The sequence below is a fragment of the Synechococcus sp. LTW-R genome (assembly GCF_014217875.1).
Lineage (GTDB): Bacteria > Cyanobacteriota > Cyanobacteriia > PCC-6307 > Cyanobiaceae > Vulcanococcus.
On record NZ_CP059060.1, the window covers coordinates 240640 to 255946 of the forward strand.

Consider the following 15307-nt stretch of genomic DNA (forward strand, 5'->3'; position numbering starts at 1 on the left):
GGCGGCTGAGTGTTGTCGCATTGATTACTGCATGGACTTCCAGCAAGGACTGATCACCACGGTCCATGACTACGGCTTCTCGGGGGCCGCCCCGGAGTCGTTCCATCAGCAGTTGCGTGATCGGCCAACGGCCCTGCTGCTCCCCTGCTTGATGGAGGAGTTCCGCCGTCCGGCATTGCGCCTGATTCGTGAGGTGCTCTCCGGGTTGGACGGACTGCAGTCGCTGGTGATCGCCCTGGCGGCGGATTCCGTGGACGAGGTCTTGGAGGCCGAAGCGTTCTGGGCAGAGATGCCTTTTCCCGTGCACGTGCACTGGACCAATGGCCCGGCGGTGATCGAGCTCCTGCAGTCGGTGAAGTCCCTGGGGCTCGACGTGCTGGCCCCCCCTGGCAAGGGCTGGGCCGTTTGGCAGGGCCTGGGGGTGGCCTGCCGAGAGGCTGAGGTCGTTGGTCTTTTTGATGCCGACATCCGGACGTTCTCGCCGGCCTACCCCCAGCGGATGCTCCAGCCCCTGTTGGATCGCTCGACGGGTGTGGCTTACGTCAAAGCCTTCTACAGCCGGCTGTCTCTCGAAACCCATGCCCTTCAGGGCCGGGCGACCCGTTTGTTTGTGGCGCCCCTGCTGAGCAGCCTGGAGCAGATCGTTGGTCCGCTTCCCTATCTGCGCTATCTCCAGTCGTTCCGCTACCCCCTCGCGGGGGAGTTCGCCTTCACGACGGATCTGGCGATGAACTTGCGCATTCCCTGCGATTGGGGTTTGGAGATCGGCCTGCTGTCGGAGGTCTATCGCCATGTCGCCATCAGCCGCATTGCCCAGGTGGATCTGGGGGTGTTTGACCACAAGCACAAGGCCCTCGGCACCGCCCCCGACCAGGGGCTCAAGCGGATGGCCAGCGAAATCCTGCGGACGGTCCTGCGCGGCTTGATGGAGCACGAAGGCTGCAACTTGCTTAGCGAGCAACTCCCCACCCTGGAAGCGCTTTACCGCCGGGTGGGGCAAGACCGGGTCAGACAGTTCGGACTGGACTCCGCCGTTAATGGACTCCCCCATGACGGCCATGGCGAGGAACTGGCTGTTCAGGACTTTGCGCAGCTGCTGCGTCCGGCAATCAAGGATCTGATGGATACGCCATCGGTTCAGCAGTTGCCCAGCTGGTCTCGGGTGCTCAGCTGTAGCCAGGATCTCCAGCACGCCCTGGCCGCGGCGGGGCAGTCCCGATCAGTAGGACGTAACGCTGACTACGTCACGACCCCATCGGATACGGCTCAATTGGATGAGCCATTTGTCGCTGCATGACGGGTTCGATTGAGAGGTCCGCCGCGGCCACCTCGCCCCAGGTCAAGCTCCACTACTGGACCAATGGCGGGGCTCAAAGCGTGGTGGTCCCCCTCGATGAGGAGGTCCAGCGCCACCGCCTGCTCCTCTCGAATGGAGCGGTCCTGCTTAAGCGGGAATTGCTCGCCGCTTGAGCAAAAAAAAGCCCCGCCAAAGGCAGGGCTGTTCGGGATTCACTTCAAGGGTGTGACCTTGTTTCCACGCCTTGGGGCGAATCCACTCCTCACACGCACCAACCGTCGCCAGCCAACTGGCACAGTGCCAGTTCTTTGTAACCAGTTGTTCAACCGCACAGCTGCTGGGCAGAGGCCTCGGTAGAACGACCCGTGGAAACATTCCATTCCAACCTCACACCACGGCGAGCCCCCTCTTGGCGAGGGGGCTTTTTTGTGGCTGAAGGCGCCCATAAAAAACCCCGCCTTAGGCGGGGTCGGGTGGTGTGAGGAATGGTGCAACCCATGCAGGTAGACCATGACGCCGGCATGAACCAGTGGAGCGCTGATGGCCGCTGTTCCACCTCGGCGGTACTCCTGCTCTAGCCAGGACCGCGGCACTTGGCAGCTAGTTGCTGACCACCAAGGTCTCGGCGGAGCTGCGGCGCACGAGCTCCGCCAGGCTCAGCATGTCGGCGCGATGGATCAGACCAATGCAGCCGCCGGTTCCGCTGTTCCAGTTGCGGCCGGCGCTGGGGTCGAGGTGGATGCCCAAGACCCGCCGCCCGGTCGTGAAGAGGGGTTCAAGGCCAATCCAGACCGGCCCCAGCTCCTTGGGGTACTGCTGGTCCAGGGGCTCCACCGCGCCAATCGCGTAGCTGCCAGGCGGTAAAGGGGACTGGCTGCCCATTTGGTGGCGGTTGGCCCCTTGGAATTCCGCCCGTCCGCTGACGGCATCGAAATGGCGTACGGGTTGGCCGGGGATCTCCACCTTCAGGTCCCAGATCGGATCGCCGGTGCGCGGCAGGCGGCGATTGGTGCGTTCAAAGGTCAAGCGGGGGCTGGTGCCCAAGGCCAGCTCCTGGGCGGCGGCGGGGAGAACCAGGGATGCCAATAGCGCACAACCGCCGATGAACCGACAGCGACCCATGGGACTCATCCGTGAGATCGGGGAGTCCTAGGGGGATTTTTTTGTCTCTCTCCAGAGAAAAACCAGTTCGACGGTCGGCCACGAGGCTGACAGCTGCGGCTGTGGTGGACAGGCTGAAGGCAGGTGGTGAATGGGTTGAGCGCTGATGGACTTGAGCCAGGTTTTAAAGCAGTGCCAACACCTCGCTCAGCCCTATCGGATCCACGACGGTGATGGATTCAAGTTGGAGCAGATCGACCCTGGGGATACTCAGGATCTCCCCGCCGACAAGAAAGCGGCTCGGGAGGCCCTCGAGCAGGGGGTTGAGCTGCTCTCAGAACTCCAGCAGCGGCTCTATGCCGAGAACAAGTGGGCCGTCCTGCTGGTCTTTCAGGCGATGGATGCCGCGGGGAAAGACGGCACGATCAAGCACGTCATGAGTGGCGTGAACCCCCAGGGCTGCCAGGTGTCGTCCTTTAAGGCGCCCTCAGCCTTGGACCTCGATCACGATTACCTCTGGCGGGCGAATCAATGCCTGCCGGAGCGCGGGCGGATTGGCATCTTCAACCGCAGTTATTACGAGGAGACCTTGGTGGTTCGGGTGCACCCCGAACTCTTGGCCAAGCAGTCTCTGCCGCCTGAGCTGGCGGGGCCAAAACTCTGGAAACAGCGCTTCGAGGACATCCGCCATTACGAGCGCTATCTGAGTCGCAACGGGGTCGTTGTTCTGAAGTTCTTCTTGCACCTCTCCAAGCAGGAGCAAAAACGCCGTTTCCTGCAGCGATTGGAGCGGCCTGAGAAGAACTGGAAGTTTTCAGCGGCGGACATCCGCGAGCGGGGGTTTTGGGATGACTACATGCGGGCCTACGAGGAGATGATTCAAGAGACCGCGACGGCCCACGCCCCTTGGTACGTCGTGCCAGCGGATCACAAGTGGTTCACCCGCTTGGTGGTCGCGGCGGCTGTGATTGAGCGCCTCAATGGGCTCGATCTGCGCTACCCCGAGGTCAGCGCCGAGGCCCGGCAGGCCTTGGCCAAGGCCCACGCGCAATTGCTGGCTGAGTAAAGGCGTCATTTGAGGTAGCGATCCGCTGACAGAGCTGCTGCTGACAAGGGAAGTCGGAGACGATGGTCACCATCTCCAGCAGGGGTAGACCCGTGACGCAACGCAACTCCAACGACAAGAGCAGCAACCAGCGTCCCCTCGGCTGGATTCGTGATCTGATTCCCTCCAGCTTCAAGCAAAAGATCAAGGAGGCGGTCCCTGTGATCGCCCCACCGCCGACGGATCAAATCGAGGTGGTTGAGGACTTCACTGAGGCGTCCACCCACGTCGTCTTCCTGCCCCGGGACCCCCAGTGGGCCTATTGCTTCTGGTCGATCAGTGCCGCGGATCGCAAGAGCGCCCAGCGCGCTGGGGCGACCCAGCTCTGCATCCGCCTGGCCGATGTCACTGGCTTGGCCGGCGATCAAACCCATCTCCACACCCTCCAGGAGTTGGTGGTGGACGCCAGCTCCAGCGAGTGGTTCATGCCCGTCCCCCTTGACGGCCGTGACTACCGGGTCGAGTTGGGCTTCCGGCTGCGCTCCGGCGGCTGGTACTCCCTGGCCTTCTCGGCGGTCGCCCATGTGCCTGGGATGGAGCCCTCCCAGCGCATCGCTGATGCCTTTGTGCCCTTCTCCCTGGAAGCCGGTCACACGGCTGCACCCACTGCGTTCGCCGCTCCCGCGAGCGTCGGTGGTGTCCAGCATGAGCAGCACTATCAGCGGGCGACACTTCCCACCCGCAGCCGCCGGATCGGCTCCGAGGTCCTGCACGAGTACGACCTCAACGGTCCTGGCCCCCTGAACGACTCCGGCGTGGGCGTCTGGGCGAGCGGCCGCACCGAATCCGGCATGGGTGCCCTGCGCGAGCGCTCCTTCTGGCTGGTGGCTGACGCTGAGTTGATCGTCTACGGCGCGACGGACCCCTCCGCGAGCCTGTTCATTGGCGACGAGAAGGTTCAGCTCGAGCGGGACGGCAGCTTCCGCATCCATGTCCCCTTCCGGGATGGCGAGCAGCTCTATCCCGTGCGCGCGATTGCGGCGGATGGTGAGCAGGAGCGCTCCATCGCGATGGAGTTTGAGCGCCGCACCCCCCACGCTCGAGTGAACACCGCGGAAGAGGCCCAGTCCGAGTGGTTCTAGGCCGCTGAGGGCGACTAAAGAAGTCGGCCAACCCTTTGCGGGGCGCTGCTTTTCGACAGGTGTCGGATTCTCTCGGTGCACTCCCTGGCGGTGCTAAAAAAAATCCAATTCTGATTGCTCCGGAATGGACTACCTCGTGCTTGCCTCCGCCGTTGCTCCCCGAGGCGTTCCCGTGATCCTGCCCGCCATCGGTGGTGCCGGTCTGATTGCTCTGCTGGTCTTCTTCCTCTCTCAAGCTTCAGCCAAGAGCTGAGTACAGCCAGACGCCGCAACGCTCACTCCTGCGTTGCGTCGTCTTCCTTGATGAACCCAACGGGTTCCGTGAAGGTCAGCACGCAGTAGTAGCGCGTATTGCTGTAGCCGATTTCCACGTCATTGCATTGGCTGTTGGTGACCACAGCCCCCTTGGGTAGTTTCGCCATCGCCTCCTGCCAGGCCTGTTGTCGGCTCAGGGGCGATTGGGCAGAGACCGACCCTTCAGCGGCCCGCCCCTGGGCTGAGAATCCGAGCAGCGCGGCAGCGGCCAGGGCCGTGCTGCAGTTGCGCCAACCGTTCATCGAAGTTCAGCGGCTCTCCCCAGACATAGCTACGGACGATTCCAGTCCGTTGATCCAGCGGCGGCCGGAGGGGACCAGGGACCGTTCCACCTCGAGCCAGGGGAATCCCCCCTGACTGCAGTCGATGTCTTCTGCCATCCCATAGCCCAGCCCGTCGTGGACCTCTTCGAGGGCCTGGGGGAAGCTCAGCTTTTTGATCGAGGCGTAGATCCGCGCGATCGCGTTGACCTCACCTGGGGTGCTGCTGCCGTTGGCGTACCGCTCTCGAAGCGCTTGTGCGGAATGCATGGCTGGGCCTTCCCCTGTGCCCCTCAGGCTGGCAGCGGATCACAGGGCTAGCTCGGATTCAGGCCCCGACATTCGAAAATCGTTTCCTTCAGGCTGCGGTGATCGCGTTCGATCGAGCCGTGCCCCTGCATGGAGAGGCTAAGGCGTGATTCCAGCCCCAGCAGCGCCGTGTAGCAGCGCAATTCGGTGGCCGCATCCGCGCGGTTCTTGAGTTGATGGGAGAGGCCCATCGCGGCGCTGCAGTCCGCGGGGGTGGTGCCGTTGAAGCAGCGAATGGCGGCCTGTTGCAGTCCCGCTAGGGACTGGGCGTGGGCGGCTGGGGCGGCCAGCAGGGCCAGGCTGAGCAGAGGCCAGCGGCAGTTCAACGGGGGAGGGGCCGGTGGGCTGACCATAAAGAAGCCGGTCCCTGTTGGAACCGGCTCTCGAAATCTTGAATTGTGGTCGGAGCTGCCGAGGGAGGTCACCTGGGGCCAGATGTCCAGGTGTGAGGCGGTCGTCTCCAGGGGGCACCTGAGGCGGTGCAGGTTGGAGTGTCCAGCTGCGGGGCAGCGGACCCACCCACGGTTTCGAAAGACTGTTGGAGCAGGGGCCTTCAGTCAGCTCGCTCCTGGGTTATGGCGGGGTGGAGTGTCGTCCATCAACGCCTCCGAGATCCATGTCATCAGCATCGATCTGCTCTGGAGAAGGCGCAATGGGACTTAATACCCAAATCCCCCTACTGGGTCTCCTCGGTGTGGTCGTGTTGCCAGCGAGTCAAGGTGGCTGGTGAGAACTTGTGTCCGTGCTTGCGGGCAACAGCGACCACGCAGCTGTTGTTCTCGCCGCACTTGTCGAGCTCACGCTGCATGGTTGCGTTGCCCTTGGCTTTATGCATGAACAGTTCAAGTTGGTGTCTTGACATGGCGATTTCCATGGAAAGAACGCCCCATCGCTAGCGATTTCTTGGCGCTCAAGTTCCAGAGTTCAACTTCTCTTTGCGTTCCAAAGATGTGCTCTTGGTTCTCTTTATTCAGAGGAAAAGATCACCTGCCAAGCCCCATTCGTTAGGGTCATGGGCATGATCGTTTTTCCCCGTTCGGCGACGCTTCTGGGTGGTTGCGTTGCTGCCCTGGCTTTGATCAGTGGAGCTGTTTCCGCGGCTGAGCGGGATCCCTATGCCCAGTTCATGGGGCATTACGAGCTGGTCTTGAAGGCCCAGAACTCCGGTGATCTCTACAGCCTCTGCCGCTCCATGCAGGCGATGGATGGACTGTTGATCGAACACTTCACCGTCTTTGAAGAGCGAGACCCCAGCACCGACTGGATGGAGGTGCGTGCCTCCTACAAGCCCGTACTCGACGACCAGTGCGGCCAGGTCAGCGTCCCAGCCAAGGCCACTCCCAAGGCGCCGAAGGCTGAGCCGCAGACCTAGGGCCTAGTCCTCAGATTGCAGGAAGCGAGGGGCGAAGCGCCAAGCGAGTACAACCGTCGCGAGGCCATAGCCCACAAAGGTGGTCGCTTGGCCGAAGCTGCCTCCGGCGTAAAGCTCGCGCTCCAGCAGGACGTAGTCCATCAGGGAGGCCACCGTTCCCCAGAGGAGGACCCAGACCGAGACGTAGGCGACCCCCTTAAGCGTGCGTTCCATGCTCACCACATCCACTCGTCGGGGGACGGGATCCCGCTCTCGCGGCGCACCCGAGCAATGCGTTCGATGGCGCGTTGCTGTTCCTCGCTCCGGCTCATCCAAGGACGGATCCGATTGGCCGCTTTGCTCGCCTCGAGGGCGGAGGGCAGCCTGGTCAGTTTGTAGCTGGCCCCGTTGTGGGTGGTGGTCTCCGTCATCGGGCTATCGGTTGAGCCAGAGCTTGATCGCAACCGTGGCCGCCGCAGCGGCCAGGATCCAGTAGAGCCAGGTCAGGTTGAGCACCGTCGCCAGCACCAGGCCGATCACAAAGAAGACCAGAAATCGGCCCAGGGTCATATCGACAACAGCCTGCAGTGCGTTGAAGAGACCCTAACGCACTGTGCCCGTTGCTCTTTCAGCGAAAGCATCCGCCAAAAAACAAGTGGAACTGTCGAAGAGCAAGCCGGTTTGTTGTTCAGCTTGGGCAGAGATCTGCTGTCGCTTTGATGTCCCAACCCGTCTTGGTGGTGGGAGCGGGCCCCGTGGGCCTCACCCTGGCTCTGGCCCTGCGTCAGCAGGCCATCGCGGTCCGTCTCGTCGATCGGGCTCCCCAGCCCAGCGATCGCTCCAAGGCCCTCGTGATCTGGCCGCGCACCCTGGAATTGCTGGACCTTCATGGCTGTGTGCAGCCGTTCTTGGAGGCCGGACTTCAGGGCCACGGTGCCCGGATCCAGGCGGGTCAGCGCTTGCTGGTCGCCCTGGCCTTTTCCCGGGTTCAGAGCCCATTCCCCTACGCCTTGATGATTCCCCAGAACCGCACCGAGGCGGTGCTGACTCAGCTGTTGGCCGAGCGGGGCGTGCAGGTCGAGCGGGAGCTCGAGCTCAGCGACTTTGCTGAGACCGAGAGCGGTGTCCGTGCGGAACTGACCCGAGCAGATGGCAGTAAGGAGACGATGCAGTGCAGCTATCTGCTGGGCTGCGATGGTGCCCACAGCGCCGTGCGGCACCGGTTGGGTCTGGCCTACAGCGGTGAGACCCTCGAATCGAATTGGGTCCTGGCGGACGTCAAGCTCGATGGTCCCGCTGCGGCCGATCAGGTCGCGGTGGTCTGGAATCCGGACGGGATCTTGGCCCTCTTCCCGATCGTCGGGAATCGTTTCCGGATCATTGGTGATGTCTCGGGAGCGGAGGTGGCTGACCCCAGCCTGGAGCAGGTCCAGGCGCTCGTCGATCAGCGCTTGGGATCGGGCTTCCGCGCCCACGATCCGATCTGGTTGAGCCATTTCCGCATCAACGAGCGCAAGGTCGACCGCTACAGCGTCGGCCGGGTCTTTTTGGCGGGGGACGCGGCCCACATCCACAGTCCAGCGGGGGGCCAGGGGATGAACACCGGCATGCAGGACGCCTTCAACCTCGCCTGGAAGTTGGCCCTGGTGCTTCAGGGCAAGGCGGGGTCGCAGCTCCTGGAGACCTATTCGCCCGAACGCAGTGGCATCGGTGATCAGGTGCTGCGCAATGCCGGGGTCCTGACCCGGGTGGCGCTGCTGCGCCAGCCCCTCCTGCGTCGCCTCCGGAATTTGGTCTTCTCGAATTTGGGCCGCAGCCGCCGGCTGCAGCGGCGCCTCGTGGAGCAGCTCTGTGAAACCGATCTGCATTACCGGGGCAGCGCCCTTTCTCCGGTTTTGGTGCGTTCCGGAGCGGGACTGGCGCCTGGGGATCGCACCCCTGATCTGGCGTGCTGTGCTCCCAGCGGGAAGACCCGCTTGCACGCACTGCTCAGGAGCGGTCGCTTGGTGCTGTTGTCCGTGGGCGATCCTTGGCCGGCGCTTGATTGGTCCCTGGTGGGCGATGGGTTGGTGTCAGCCGTAGCGGCTCCCCAGCCCGGCTATCGGGCGGGCTGGACCTATCTGATTCGTCCGGATGCCTACCTCTGCAGCTGCGCCCCCAGCGCGGAGCAGGAGCGCCTGCTGGCGGCCTGGGAGGCGTGGCGTTGAGGGGTTGTTCGATGACTTGCATCAAAGAGTGGAAGATTTGATTAAGTCCGAAGAACGAATATTCGCGTTTGATCAGTTTTGGGTTGATCAGCAAAAAACACCATGTTCTGGCCTTTCCGGACTACCTCCTCTATCGGTGTCGATCTGGGGACGGCGAACACCCTGATGTACGTGTCAGGCAAGGGAATCGTTCTCGATGAACCCTCCGTTGTCGCTCTTGATTTAGAGCGAGGCATCCCACTGGAGGTGGGAGAAGGCGCAAAACGCATGATCGGCAAAACCCCGAAAGCGATTCAGGCGATTCGTCCCCTGCGCGATGGCGTCATTGCTGATTACGCCGCCGCCGAGCTCATGATCCAAACCTTCATGCGCCGCGGTAATGCCGGCAAGTCCACCGCTCCTCGGATGGTGGTCGGCATCCCGAGCAGCATCACCGATGTAGAGCGCCGGGCGGTCCGTGAAGCCGGCATCATCGGCTCCAAAGAGGTCTATCTGATCGATGAAACCGTGGCCGCCGCGATCGGTGCGGGCCTTCCCATCACCGAACCCGTCGGCAGCATGATTGTCGACATCGGCGGTGGCACCACCGACGTCGCCGTCTTGAGCCTCGGCTCTCCCGTGGAGAGCGAATCGATCCGGATTGCCGGTGATGAAATCACCGAGAGCATCGCTGATTACCTCAAAAAGACCTATGGCCTGGTGATCGGTGAAGCCACCGCCGAGAAGGTCAAGATCAGCATTGGTTCTGCCCATGCCAATGCCCGCAATGATGATCGCCACATGGAGGTGAGCGGTTTCAACAACCGCACCGGATTGCCCGAAAGCATCACCGTCACCGCCGGTGAAATCCGTGAGGCGATTCAGCAGCCCCTTGGCGCCATCGTCGACACGATTAAGCGCGTCCTGGAGAGCACTCCCCCTGAGCTCGCCGCCGACGTTCACGCCCGCGGCATCGTGCTGGCCGGTGGCGGTGCCTTGATCCCCGGGATCAGCGATCTGATCACGGAGTCCACCGGTATCTTCACCATCGTTGCCGATGATCCGCTCCACTGCGTCGTCAATGGCTGCGGTCAGGTGGTGGACGACTGGAAGAACCTCAAGCGCTGCACCAGCGCTGATTCCTGAGGTTCTCTTAAGCCTCAAGCCATGGCCCCGGAAACCCCGGGGCTTTTTTGTGTCTCAGCTGGCGTTAGCGATGGCGAGCAGCGCCAGCAATTTGTCTTCCAATTGGTTGATGCGGCTCCATTGCGCAGTGCCCATCGTGCTGGGGGCCAGTTCAGCGCGCAGGTCGTCCAACAGGCTCAAGCTTTCCTGAGTGGTCATCTGGAGCGACGTCGTCTTGATCTTCATCAAGGATCCGCAGTCGAGCCCATCAAACAAGTCCCGAAGGCGGCGTCAAGGGCGGCTGGGCCGGCAGCGCTCCACGCTGTTCTCCTCATGCCAATAGAGCAGGGCATTGGCGCGATGCAGGCCACTGACGGTTTGGCAGATCCCGGAGGCCCAGCAGACCCGGTAATCGCCCTCAGGGAGGGCCTCAATTGTGGAGCCCTTCGGGGTGATCACGAGGATCCGTTCTGGATTAATCGCACGACGCTCCATCGCCTCGTTCTCTCGTCGGTGCCCGTTGAGGCAAAAGCCCCCGGGTGGTCCGAGGGCCATCGCTGGCGGGGTTTCGGGTTCTGTCCCTGCCATCGCTCAGTCATGGCTCAGATCGCCTGGCTTTGGCAAGGCTGGGCTGGGCCTGCTTTTTTCCGCCTGCGCGAGGTATTTAGACAGTGTTAGGCCTGGTCCATGGACCAGATCCAACGACCAGAATTCGAGACTGTGCTCTCGACGCTGCACCAGAGTTTCTCTGGTGATCGCGGCGTGGGCCGGGCCTTTTGGGAGAAGGGCCTGATTGAGCGCGTCGAATCCCACGCGCTCACGCCCCATCGCCTCAAGGAGGCCTGCGGCTTGGTGCGCTCCTACGACTGGGCCGAGCGCTATGTCCTCGAGGCCTCTGATTTGCACGAGGCCTGGAGTCGCTCCCTGGACGTGCTGACCGCCACCAACAATCTCCTGGCCTGGGCCTCGGAGTTGGGCTTGATCTACTCCCGCTCCGTCAGTGCGGACTGAGGAGAACGCTGGACAAAATCGCTAGAGCGTTGAACGCCACTCGTTGAGCAGCTGGTAGCGCCATTCCGGCCGAATCAGCTCGCTGCGGAAGACCGCAAAGTCGTGCCGGGGATAGTTCGCCTGGGCACGGGCCCTGGCCTGCTGCCGGTTCTCCGCGACGACGTGAAAGCGACCGAAGTCCGCCGGGCCGGCGTGAAAGACCTCATAGATGTGGTTCATGGCGCCCGAGCCTCTAACTCAGGCCTAGCAACGCGGACCGGTTGCTGTCAGCGCTTCAGCTGAGATACCAGCGCAACAGCGCCATGATTTGTCCGGCCGGGCCGTAGCCGGTGAGCCACTCGCCAATCAACGCGGCGGCAAAGCCCAACATGGCGACGCGGCCGTTGAGTTGCTCGACGCCAGCCAAGGCCGAGACGTCCCAAGGGCGTTTGGACGTCATGCTCTTGCCGAAGGACTCGACGGGTTCGTAGCGGAACTCCTGCTTGTTCATCGCGAGGGGATTGGGCTGATCAGAAGCAGAAGGGAAGGTACTGGGTGTGGCAGCTCGCGTAGCCGTCGACCAGGGGGCCCAGGCCGATCTGATGTGCGATGCCTTGGCCGGTGAGTCCCTCGGTGATGATCCCGATGACGATGCCGAGCATCGCCATCCGGCCGTTGAAGCGCTCAACGTTCTGGAGCTGTTGCTGGTGGATTTGCTCTTCGGCGCGGTTCTGGCACCACTGGTCGGTGACTTGGTTGTTGTTCATGACTGTTGGGGAGTGGGTTTGAGCAGGGAGGCGGCGATCCAGCCGGCGAAGAGCAGCAGTGCGGTCAGCGCCATCGTTATTTGCGGGTGGGGCCCAGATCGCTGGGGCGGGACAGGACGAACACCACCCCGGCGGTGAGGAGGGCACCCACGACAACCATCGCTGTGATGGCCATCCCGTAGTCGGCTTCCATGGCGGTGTTGCGAAACGTAAAGCAAATGTAACTGTCTGTAACTGGCCTTGGCAAGCCGTTGGGATTGCTCGACAGTCCCGTTAGCTGCTGCGGCGCGTCGTGTTCCGCTTCCTGTTCAACCTGCTCTGGTTTGTCCTGGGCGGATTGGTCATGGGCCTGGGTTGGTGGCTTGCTGGCCTGCTTTGTGCGATCAGCGTTGTCGGCTTGCCCTGGGCCCGCTCCTGCTTCGTGATTGGCAATTTCTCCTTCTGGCCCTTCGGTCAGGAGGAGATCTCACGTCAGGCCCTGACCGGTCGCCGCGATTGGGGCACCGGTTCCCTGGGGACGCTCGGGAATGCGATTTGGTTCCTCGTGGCCGGCTGGTGGCTTGCGATCGGTCACCTGACCTCAGCCTTGGCCTGCTTCCTCACGGTTGTGGGGATTCCCTTTGGCCTGCAGCACATCAAGTTCGCCCAGATTGCACTGGCTCCGGTCGGGATGACGGTCGTCCCCAAGCGTTGAGCTGGGTTCATCCCAGAGGAACGCTTTGAGCAGTCCTGCGATTCCCCAGATCAATTCGATGGGATCGGTGAGCAGGAGCACGGGGTCAGGATCTGGTCCCAATCCCTAGCGACGCGCGTGGGCCTCGCTTGCCGCTTGCAGGTGTTTTGTTCCGCTTTGCGGTGGCGTGGCTAGGACGAGGGTCCACCCCTCGCTCGCCATGCTTCGGCGCTATCAGGTCTGGAGTTGCAACGCAGACGCCGCTGGCCCGCGCTCGGTGCAGGCGGAAAACCGTGAGCAGGCCCTAGCCCAGGCGCGTCGCTTCCAGCCGGGTGAGCCCTTGGTGGTGGTGGATGCGGAGCTGATGGAGTTAGCGCACCCGGTCGCTCGTGAAGGCGGCCACCATCCAGGCCAAGAGGCTCAACACGGCGGCTCCAAAGGCCAAAAAGGCCAATAAAACGTGTTCCATGGATCCCTTCTAGGACGCGCGCCCATGAAGCGTTGCTCGTGGCTAACCCCTTTGGCCGTGGCCTGCCTTTGCGCGAGCTCCCCCCTGGCGCTCCGGGCCCACGACGGCCACGGGGCGGCGGCCCTGGGTGTTGAGGTGACGGAACTCGCCAGCTCCAGCAAGGAGTGGGATGGCCGAACCCTGCCCCGGTATCCAGACGGTCAACCCCAGGTGAAGGTCCTGCGCATCACGATCCCGGCCGGGGTGCGTCTGCCGCTGCACTGGCATCCCGTGATCAACGCCGCCGTGATCCTCAAGGGGGCCTTGGCCCTTGAGTTGGTGGACGGTTCCACCCGCACCTTTCGCGAGGGTGAGGCCTTGATCGAGGTGGTGAACACCATCCACACGGGCCGTGCCCTGGGGACGCAGCCGGTGGAGCTCGTGGTCTTTTACGCCGGCGTTGAGGGCTCCCCTACGACGGTCTTGACGACAACGGCCCAGCCCCCGCGTTAGCGCCTGGGTTGCTGGCGGCTTGGTGCCACATCAGCAGGGTGGCGAACTCGCGGTTGGCGCGATCGCTGTCGCTGGCGCACTGCTGGCGAAGCCAGGCACAGCGGGCCAAGTGCGCCAAGTCGGAGGCTGGAAGGCTGATGGGGATGTCCCTTGCAATCCCGTCAGCCTGTCAGATCTGAGCGGTTGTCGCCCCGTCGGTGGGCGTTTCGACCAGGCAGGATGCAGCGGTTGCGGCGAAGCCGGTGAAAGAGATCAGTCTTTGGGAATGGCTCCTGCGCGCCTCCGGCAAGATCGCGGCCGTCTCCGGCGTCATTGGCCTGCTGGTCTGGCTGACCTGGGTGATGCTCGACGTCAAGAACATGCAGTCGGGTTTCACCCTTCCCTACTGAAGGGGTGCTGACGGTGCAGGGTGTCTTCCTCCGCGCGCGCCGTGGCGCTCCGCCAGCTCTGTGATCCTGGCCTCGGCCTGCGCTGGGGCAGCGTGTTTGTTGCTACACGCGGACCTTTAAAAAAGCTGACGCCTACGACCAGCGGCTGACTCGCTGGTGATCGCTGGGCTGGTTTGATCATTTTTTCCCCGCTTCAGCTCGACCATGTCTGATTGGACGCCGACTCCGGAGCAGCGCGACGGCGTGATCGCGCGCACGTTGGAGTTTTTTCGTGATGAGTGCGATGAGCTGCAGCAGGAGCTGGGTTGCCCTCGGCCCTTCATCGCCGAGTTGCTCACGGCCCTGGCCCAGACCTACGCCGACTGAACTGCCCCCATCTGGGGGTAGGCCACCCGCTGAGCGCGGATCGAGAGTGACTCCATCAGAGGACGGGAGGGCGTGATGAAAGCCCTGAACAAACCGGGAGTGAGCGAACCGGCGCGCGGCGATTGCTTGGGTTCCACCTGTATGAAATGGACCGCGAGCGGCGAGCTCTCTGAGCTCGATCTGCATCGGGTGATGGAGCGCCTGGCTCGCGTTGACGAGAACCTGGATGCGATCGACAACACCCCGTCAACGCGCTAGAACGCCTGTACTAATTTAAGGGCTAGTCGGTGCCTGCTTTTCTCTTGGTGCGCGTCGGTGATGTGGTGCTGGTGGAGCCTCCTGAGCAGGACTGGTGGGTCGGTCAGGTGATTCACCGCGAAGGTGGGGCCAGGGACAATGGCAACAGCTTTTTTCAGATCGCCTGCGTGGACACGGGGGTGATTCGAACGGTGAACCCCAACAGCGTCACCGGCGTTGTGAAGCCTTCCTCGTCTCGCGCATGCTCAGCAGCTTGATCCTGGTCCCGGCCCTCTTCGCCTTTTTGGGCCTGTCAGAGGACGACACCGAGCAGTTGTTTGGCAAGCCCAGTGGCGGGACGCCAGCAGCCCACGAACGCTGCTTGAAAGCCAGCGATTACAAGGGCTGCATGGAGTACCAGCGGCGCCAAGCCGATCAGGACAGCGGCTTCTGACTAGGTCACCAGGTGGGTGGCGAAGTCGATGGCCAGCCAGGCGGCGGTCAGGGCAACCACGAGGGGCAGCACACCTTTGATGGTCTCAAGGACCTCATGCCGCAGGTGCTCGCGTTGCTCGGGTGAGCTGGTCATGGCGGCCTGGGGGGAGGAGTTCCCCAGGCCTAAAAACGTCTACCGCGCCTTGGCATGAGTACGAACGCGGGTTGGCTCGGGTCAGCCCAGCCCGAGGAGCGGTCGACCGACGCCAGTCAGGAGCGAGGCGGTCACGCCGCCAACCAGTAGGCCGGCGAGTGATTCCCAAGAGAGGATCGGGACGAGGCTGCGTTGGTGTCGCGT

At 62.9% G+C, this 15307-nt stretch carries 31 protein-coding genes; 17 read left to right on the top strand and 14 right to left on the bottom strand.

Features of this window, described 5'->3' with window-relative positions; translation table 11 throughout:
- Positions 1-31: 31 nt before the first annotated feature.
- Both H0O22_RS01365 and H0O22_RS01370 read left to right on the top strand, forming a co-directional pair.
- Positions 32-1297 (top strand): glycosyl transferase, encoded by a 1266-nt coding sequence (locus H0O22_RS01365; RefSeq protein ID WP_185187292.1) that lies wholly within the window; start codon positions 32-34, stop codon positions 1295-1297.
- Positions 1294-1470 carry a hypothetical protein gene (locus H0O22_RS01370; RefSeq protein ID WP_185187293.1) on the top strand — a complete coding sequence of 59 codons (177 nt, stop codon included), beginning with the start codon at positions 1294-1296 and terminating at the stop codon, positions 1468-1470. Before H0O22_RS01365 ends, H0O22_RS01370 begins: the two co-directional genes overlap by 4 nt.
- Positions 1471-1897: 427 nt before the next feature.
- Here H0O22_RS01370 and H0O22_RS01375 read toward each other — a convergent pair whose 3' ends face one another.
- Positions 1898-2419 carry a L,D-transpeptidase gene (locus H0O22_RS01375; protein ID WP_185187294.1) on the bottom strand — a complete coding sequence of 174 codons (522 nt, stop codon included), beginning with the start codon at positions 2417-2419 and terminating at the stop codon, positions 1898-1900.
- 145 nt (positions 2420-2564) lie between these two features.
- Between H0O22_RS01375 and H0O22_RS01380 the strand changes: the two genes are divergently transcribed.
- The 3 genes from H0O22_RS01380 to H0O22_RS13230 all read left to right on the top strand — a co-directional run bounded on the left by H0O22_RS01380 (position 2565) and on the right by H0O22_RS13230 (position 4838).
- Positions 2565-3464 carry a polyphosphate kinase 2 family protein gene (locus tag H0O22_RS01380; RefSeq protein ID WP_185187295.1) on the top strand — a complete coding sequence of 300 codons (900 nt, stop codon included), beginning with the start codon at positions 2565-2567 and terminating at the stop codon, positions 3462-3464.
- A gap of 92 nt (positions 3465-3556) precedes the next feature.
- The gene (locus H0O22_RS01385) at positions 3557-4585 is read left to right on the top strand and encodes a DUF4912 domain-containing protein (protein ID WP_185187296.1); all 1029 of its coding nucleotides are present in this window, start codon (positions 3557-3559) and stop codon (positions 4583-4585) included.
- A gap of 124 nt (positions 4586-4709) precedes the next feature.
- Positions 4710-4838: a hypothetical protein gene (locus tag H0O22_RS13230; RefSeq protein ID WP_255439388.1), complete on the top strand. Its 129-nt coding sequence runs from the start codon at positions 4710-4712 to the stop codon at positions 4836-4838.
- A 22-nt stretch (positions 4839-4860) separates the two neighbouring features.
- Here the strand turns inward: H0O22_RS13230 and H0O22_RS01390 are convergent, their stop codons facing one another.
- The 4 genes from H0O22_RS01390 to H0O22_RS01405 all read right to left on the bottom strand — a co-directional run bounded on the left by H0O22_RS01390 (position 4861) and on the right by H0O22_RS01405 (position 6304).
- Positions 4861-5142, bottom strand: a complete 282-nt coding sequence (locus tag H0O22_RS01390; RefSeq protein ID WP_185187297.1) for a hypothetical protein — start codon at positions 5140-5142, stop codon at positions 4861-4863.
- A gap of 6 nt (positions 5143-5148) precedes the next feature.
- Positions 5149-5430, bottom strand: coding sequence for a hypothetical protein (locus tag H0O22_RS01395; protein WP_185187298.1), 282 nt, complete (start codon positions 5428-5430; stop codon positions 5149-5151).
- A gap of 47 nt (positions 5431-5477) precedes the next feature.
- Complete coding sequence (locus H0O22_RS01400) at positions 5478-5795, bottom strand: hypothetical protein (RefSeq protein WP_185187299.1); 318 nt, start codon at positions 5793-5795, stop codon at positions 5478-5480.
- A 350-nt stretch (positions 5796-6145) separates the two neighbouring features.
- Positions 6146-6304 (bottom strand): hypothetical protein, encoded by a 159-nt coding sequence (locus H0O22_RS01405; protein ID WP_255439389.1) that lies wholly within the window; start codon positions 6302-6304, stop codon positions 6146-6148.
- Positions 6305-6487: 183 nt separating this feature from the next.
- Between H0O22_RS01405 and H0O22_RS01410 the strand changes: the two genes are divergently transcribed.
- On the top strand, positions 6488-6841 hold the full coding sequence (locus tag H0O22_RS01410; RefSeq protein ID WP_185187301.1) for a hypothetical protein: 354 nt from the start codon (positions 6488-6490) through the stop codon (positions 6839-6841).
- Between the two features lie 3 nt (positions 6842-6844).
- Here H0O22_RS01410 and H0O22_RS01415 read toward each other — a convergent pair whose 3' ends face one another.
- From H0O22_RS01415 to H0O22_RS13235, 3 genes are read right to left on the bottom strand one after another with little or no spacing between them, the layout of a single operon-like run.
- The gene (locus H0O22_RS01415) at positions 6845-7054 is read right to left on the bottom strand and encodes a hypothetical protein (protein ID WP_185187302.1); all 210 of its coding nucleotides are present in this window, start codon (positions 7052-7054) and stop codon (positions 6845-6847) included.
- Positions 7055-7056: 2 nt separating this feature from the next.
- Positions 7057-7251, bottom strand: coding sequence for a hypothetical protein (locus H0O22_RS01420; RefSeq protein WP_185187303.1), 195 nt, complete (start codon positions 7249-7251; stop codon positions 7057-7059).
- Positions 7252-7255: 4 nt separating this feature from the next.
- Complete coding sequence (locus tag H0O22_RS13235) at positions 7256-7390, bottom strand: hypothetical protein (RefSeq protein ID WP_010316060.1); 135 nt, start codon at positions 7388-7390, stop codon at positions 7256-7258.
- 149 nt (positions 7391-7539) lie between these two features.
- Between H0O22_RS13235 and H0O22_RS01425 the strand changes: the two genes are divergently transcribed.
- A complete protein-coding gene (locus H0O22_RS01425) occupies positions 7540-9027 on the top strand; it encodes an FAD-dependent monooxygenase (protein ID WP_185187304.1) in 1488 nt (495 codons plus the stop codon).
- 102 nt (positions 9028-9129) lie between these two features.
- A complete protein-coding gene (locus tag H0O22_RS01430) occupies positions 9130-10152 on the top strand; it encodes a rod shape-determining protein (protein ID WP_185187305.1) in 1023 nt (340 codons plus the stop codon).
- Between the two features lie 54 nt (positions 10153-10206).
- On the opposite strand, the gene H0O22_RS01435 is transcribed toward H0O22_RS01430, so the two are convergent.
- Both H0O22_RS01435 and H0O22_RS01440 read right to left on the bottom strand, forming a co-directional pair.
- Positions 10207-10350, bottom strand: coding sequence for a hypothetical protein (locus tag H0O22_RS01435; protein ID WP_185187306.1), 144 nt, complete (start codon positions 10348-10350; stop codon positions 10207-10209).
- 72 nt (positions 10351-10422) lie between these two features.
- Positions 10423-10719 (bottom strand): hypothetical protein, encoded by a 297-nt coding sequence (locus tag H0O22_RS01440; RefSeq protein ID WP_185187307.1) that lies wholly within the window; start codon positions 10717-10719, stop codon positions 10423-10425.
- A gap of 99 nt (positions 10720-10818) precedes the next feature.
- Between H0O22_RS01440 and H0O22_RS01445 the strand changes: the two genes are divergently transcribed.
- Complete coding sequence (locus H0O22_RS01445; protein WP_185187308.1) at positions 10819-11142, top strand: hypothetical protein; 324 nt, start codon at positions 10819-10821, stop codon at positions 11140-11142.
- Between the two features lie 21 nt (positions 11143-11163).
- Here H0O22_RS01445 and H0O22_RS01450 read toward each other — a convergent pair whose 3' ends face one another.
- The 3 genes from H0O22_RS01450 to H0O22_RS01460 are packed head-to-tail and all read right to left on the bottom strand — an operon-like array spanning position 11164 to position 11888.
- The gene (locus H0O22_RS01450) at positions 11164-11361 is read right to left on the bottom strand and encodes a hypothetical protein (protein WP_185187309.1); all 198 of its coding nucleotides are present in this window, start codon (positions 11359-11361) and stop codon (positions 11164-11166) included.
- A 55-nt stretch (positions 11362-11416) separates the two neighbouring features.
- Positions 11417-11632 (bottom strand): chlorophyll a/b-binding protein, encoded by a 216-nt coding sequence (locus H0O22_RS01455; RefSeq protein WP_185187310.1) that lies wholly within the window; start codon positions 11630-11632, stop codon positions 11417-11419.
- A 19-nt stretch (positions 11633-11651) separates the two neighbouring features.
- On the bottom strand, positions 11652-11888 hold the full coding sequence (locus H0O22_RS01460) for a high light inducible protein (RefSeq protein ID WP_185187311.1): 237 nt from the start codon (positions 11886-11888) through the stop codon (positions 11652-11654).
- Positions 11889-12180: 292 nt separating this feature from the next.
- On the opposite strand from H0O22_RS01460, the gene H0O22_RS01465 reads away from it, so the two are divergent.
- The 8 genes from H0O22_RS01465 (at position 12181) to H0O22_RS01500 (ending at position 14968) form a co-directional block, all read left to right on the top strand.
- Positions 12181-12582 carry a YccF domain-containing protein gene (locus tag H0O22_RS01465; RefSeq protein WP_185187312.1) on the top strand — a complete coding sequence of 134 codons (402 nt, stop codon included), beginning with the start codon at positions 12181-12183 and terminating at the stop codon, positions 12580-12582.
- Positions 12583-12781: 199 nt separating this feature from the next.
- Positions 12782-13018 (top strand): hypothetical protein, encoded by a 237-nt coding sequence (locus H0O22_RS01470; protein WP_185187313.1) that lies wholly within the window; start codon positions 12782-12784, stop codon positions 13016-13018.
- A 36-nt stretch (positions 13019-13054) separates the two neighbouring features.
- On the top strand, positions 13055-13522 hold the full coding sequence (locus H0O22_RS01475) for a cupin domain-containing protein (RefSeq protein ID WP_185187314.1): 468 nt from the start codon (positions 13055-13057) through the stop codon (positions 13520-13522).
- Between the two features lie 242 nt (positions 13523-13764).
- Positions 13765-13911, top strand: coding sequence for a hypothetical protein (locus tag H0O22_RS01480; protein ID WP_185187315.1), 147 nt, complete (start codon positions 13765-13767; stop codon positions 13909-13911).
- 204 nt (positions 13912-14115) lie between these two features.
- The gene (locus H0O22_RS01485; protein ID WP_185187316.1) at positions 14116-14277 is read left to right on the top strand and encodes a hypothetical protein; all 162 of its coding nucleotides are present in this window, start codon (positions 14116-14118) and stop codon (positions 14275-14277) included.
- Positions 14278-14352: 75 nt separating this feature from the next.
- Entirely contained in the window at positions 14353-14535 is a 183-nt protein-coding gene (locus tag H0O22_RS01490) for a hypothetical protein (RefSeq protein ID WP_185187317.1), read from the top strand.
- Positions 14536-14564: 29 nt separating this feature from the next.
- Positions 14565-14792 carry a DUF3104 domain-containing protein gene (locus H0O22_RS01495; protein ID WP_185187318.1) on the top strand — a complete coding sequence of 76 codons (228 nt, stop codon included), beginning with the start codon at positions 14565-14567 and terminating at the stop codon, positions 14790-14792.
- On the top strand, positions 14777-14968 hold the full coding sequence (locus H0O22_RS01500) for a hypothetical protein (RefSeq protein ID WP_185187319.1): 192 nt from the start codon (positions 14777-14779) through the stop codon (positions 14966-14968). The genes H0O22_RS01495 and H0O22_RS01500 overlap by 16 nt, the downstream gene beginning before the upstream one ends.
- Here the strand turns inward: H0O22_RS01500 and H0O22_RS13240 are convergent, their stop codons facing one another.
- On the bottom strand, positions 14969-15103 hold the full coding sequence (locus H0O22_RS13240; protein WP_255439391.1) for a hypothetical protein: 135 nt from the start codon (positions 15101-15103) through the stop codon (positions 14969-14971). It abuts the gene before it with no gap.
- Between the last annotated feature and the right edge of the window lie 204 nt (positions 15104-15307).

Coding starts and splice junctions, on each gene's coding strand:
- H0O22_RS01365 (WP_185187292.1), top strand. CDS start 32: ATGGACTTCCAGCAAGGACTGATCACCACGGTCCATGACTACGGCTTC.
- H0O22_RS01370 (WP_185187293.1), top strand. CDS start 1,294: ATGACGGGTTCGATTGAGAGGTCCGCCGCGGCCACCTCGCCCCAGGTC.
- H0O22_RS01375 (WP_185187294.1), bottom strand. CDS start 2,419: ATGGGTCGCTGTCGGTTCATCGGCGGTTGTGCGCTATTGGCATCCCTG.
- H0O22_RS01380 (WP_185187295.1), top strand. CDS start 2,565: ATGGACTTGAGCCAGGTTTTAAAGCAGTGCCAACACCTCGCTCAGCCC.
- H0O22_RS13230 (WP_255439388.1), top strand. CDS start 4,710: ATGGACTACCTCGTGCTTGCCTCCGCCGTTGCTCCCCGAGGCGTTCCC.
- H0O22_RS01390 (WP_185187297.1), bottom strand. CDS start 5,142: ATGAACGGTTGGCGCAACTGCAGCACGGCCCTGGCCGCTGCCGCGCTG.
- H0O22_RS01395 (WP_185187298.1), bottom strand. CDS start 5,430: ATGCATTCCGCACAAGCGCTTCGAGAGCGGTACGCCAACGGCAGCAGC.
- H0O22_RS01405 (WP_255439389.1), bottom strand. CDS start 6,304: ATGCATAAAGCCAAGGGCAACGCAACCATGCAGCGTGAGCTCGACAAG.
- H0O22_RS01410 (WP_185187301.1), top strand. CDS start 6,488: ATGATCGTTTTTCCCCGTTCGGCGACGCTTCTGGGTGGTTGCGTTGCT.
- H0O22_RS01415 (WP_185187302.1), bottom strand. CDS start 7,054: ATGGAACGCACGCTTAAGGGGGTCGCCTACGTCTCGGTCTGGGTCCTC.
- H0O22_RS01420 (WP_185187303.1), bottom strand. CDS start 7,251: ATGACGGAGACCACCACCCACAACGGGGCCAGCTACAAACTGACCAGG.
- H0O22_RS13235 (WP_010316060.1), bottom strand. CDS start 7,390: ATGACCCTGGGCCGATTTCTGGTCTTCTTTGTGATCGGCCTGGTGCTG.
- H0O22_RS01425 (WP_185187304.1), top strand. CDS start 7,540: ATGTCCCAACCCGTCTTGGTGGTGGGAGCGGGCCCCGTGGGCCTCACC.
- H0O22_RS01430 (WP_185187305.1), top strand. CDS start 9,130: ATGTTCTGGCCTTTCCGGACTACCTCCTCTATCGGTGTCGATCTGGGG.
- H0O22_RS01435 (WP_185187306.1), bottom strand. CDS start 10,350: ATGACCACTCAGGAAAGCTTGAGCCTGTTGGACGACCTGCGCGCTGAA.
- H0O22_RS01440 (WP_185187307.1), bottom strand. CDS start 10,719: ATGGCAGGGACAGAACCCGAAACCCCGCCAGCGATGGCCCTCGGACCA.
- H0O22_RS01445 (WP_185187308.1), top strand. CDS start 10,819: ATGGACCAGATCCAACGACCAGAATTCGAGACTGTGCTCTCGACGCTG.
- H0O22_RS01450 (WP_185187309.1), bottom strand. CDS start 11,361: ATGAACCACATCTATGAGGTCTTTCACGCCGGCCCGGCGGACTTCGGT.
- H0O22_RS01455 (WP_185187310.1), bottom strand. CDS start 11,632: ATGAACAAGCAGGAGTTCCGCTACGAACCCGTCGAGTCCTTCGGCAAG.
- H0O22_RS01460 (WP_185187311.1), bottom strand. CDS start 11,888: ATGAACAACAACCAAGTCACCGACCAGTGGTGCCAGAACCGCGCCGAA.
- H0O22_RS01470 (WP_185187313.1), top strand. CDS start 12,782: ATGCTTCGGCGCTATCAGGTCTGGAGTTGCAACGCAGACGCCGCTGGC.
- H0O22_RS01475 (WP_185187314.1), top strand. CDS start 13,055: ATGAAGCGTTGCTCGTGGCTAACCCCTTTGGCCGTGGCCTGCCTTTGC.
- H0O22_RS01485 (WP_185187316.1), top strand. CDS start 14,116: ATGTCTGATTGGACGCCGACTCCGGAGCAGCGCGACGGCGTGATCGCG.
- H0O22_RS01490 (WP_185187317.1), top strand. CDS start 14,353: ATGAAAGCCCTGAACAAACCGGGAGTGAGCGAACCGGCGCGCGGCGAT.
- H0O22_RS01500 (WP_185187319.1), top strand. CDS start 14,777: ATGCTCAGCAGCTTGATCCTGGTCCCGGCCCTCTTCGCCTTTTTGGGC.
- H0O22_RS13240 (WP_255439391.1), bottom strand. CDS start 15,103: ATGACCAGCTCACCCGAGCAACGCGAGCACCTGCGGCATGAGGTCCTT.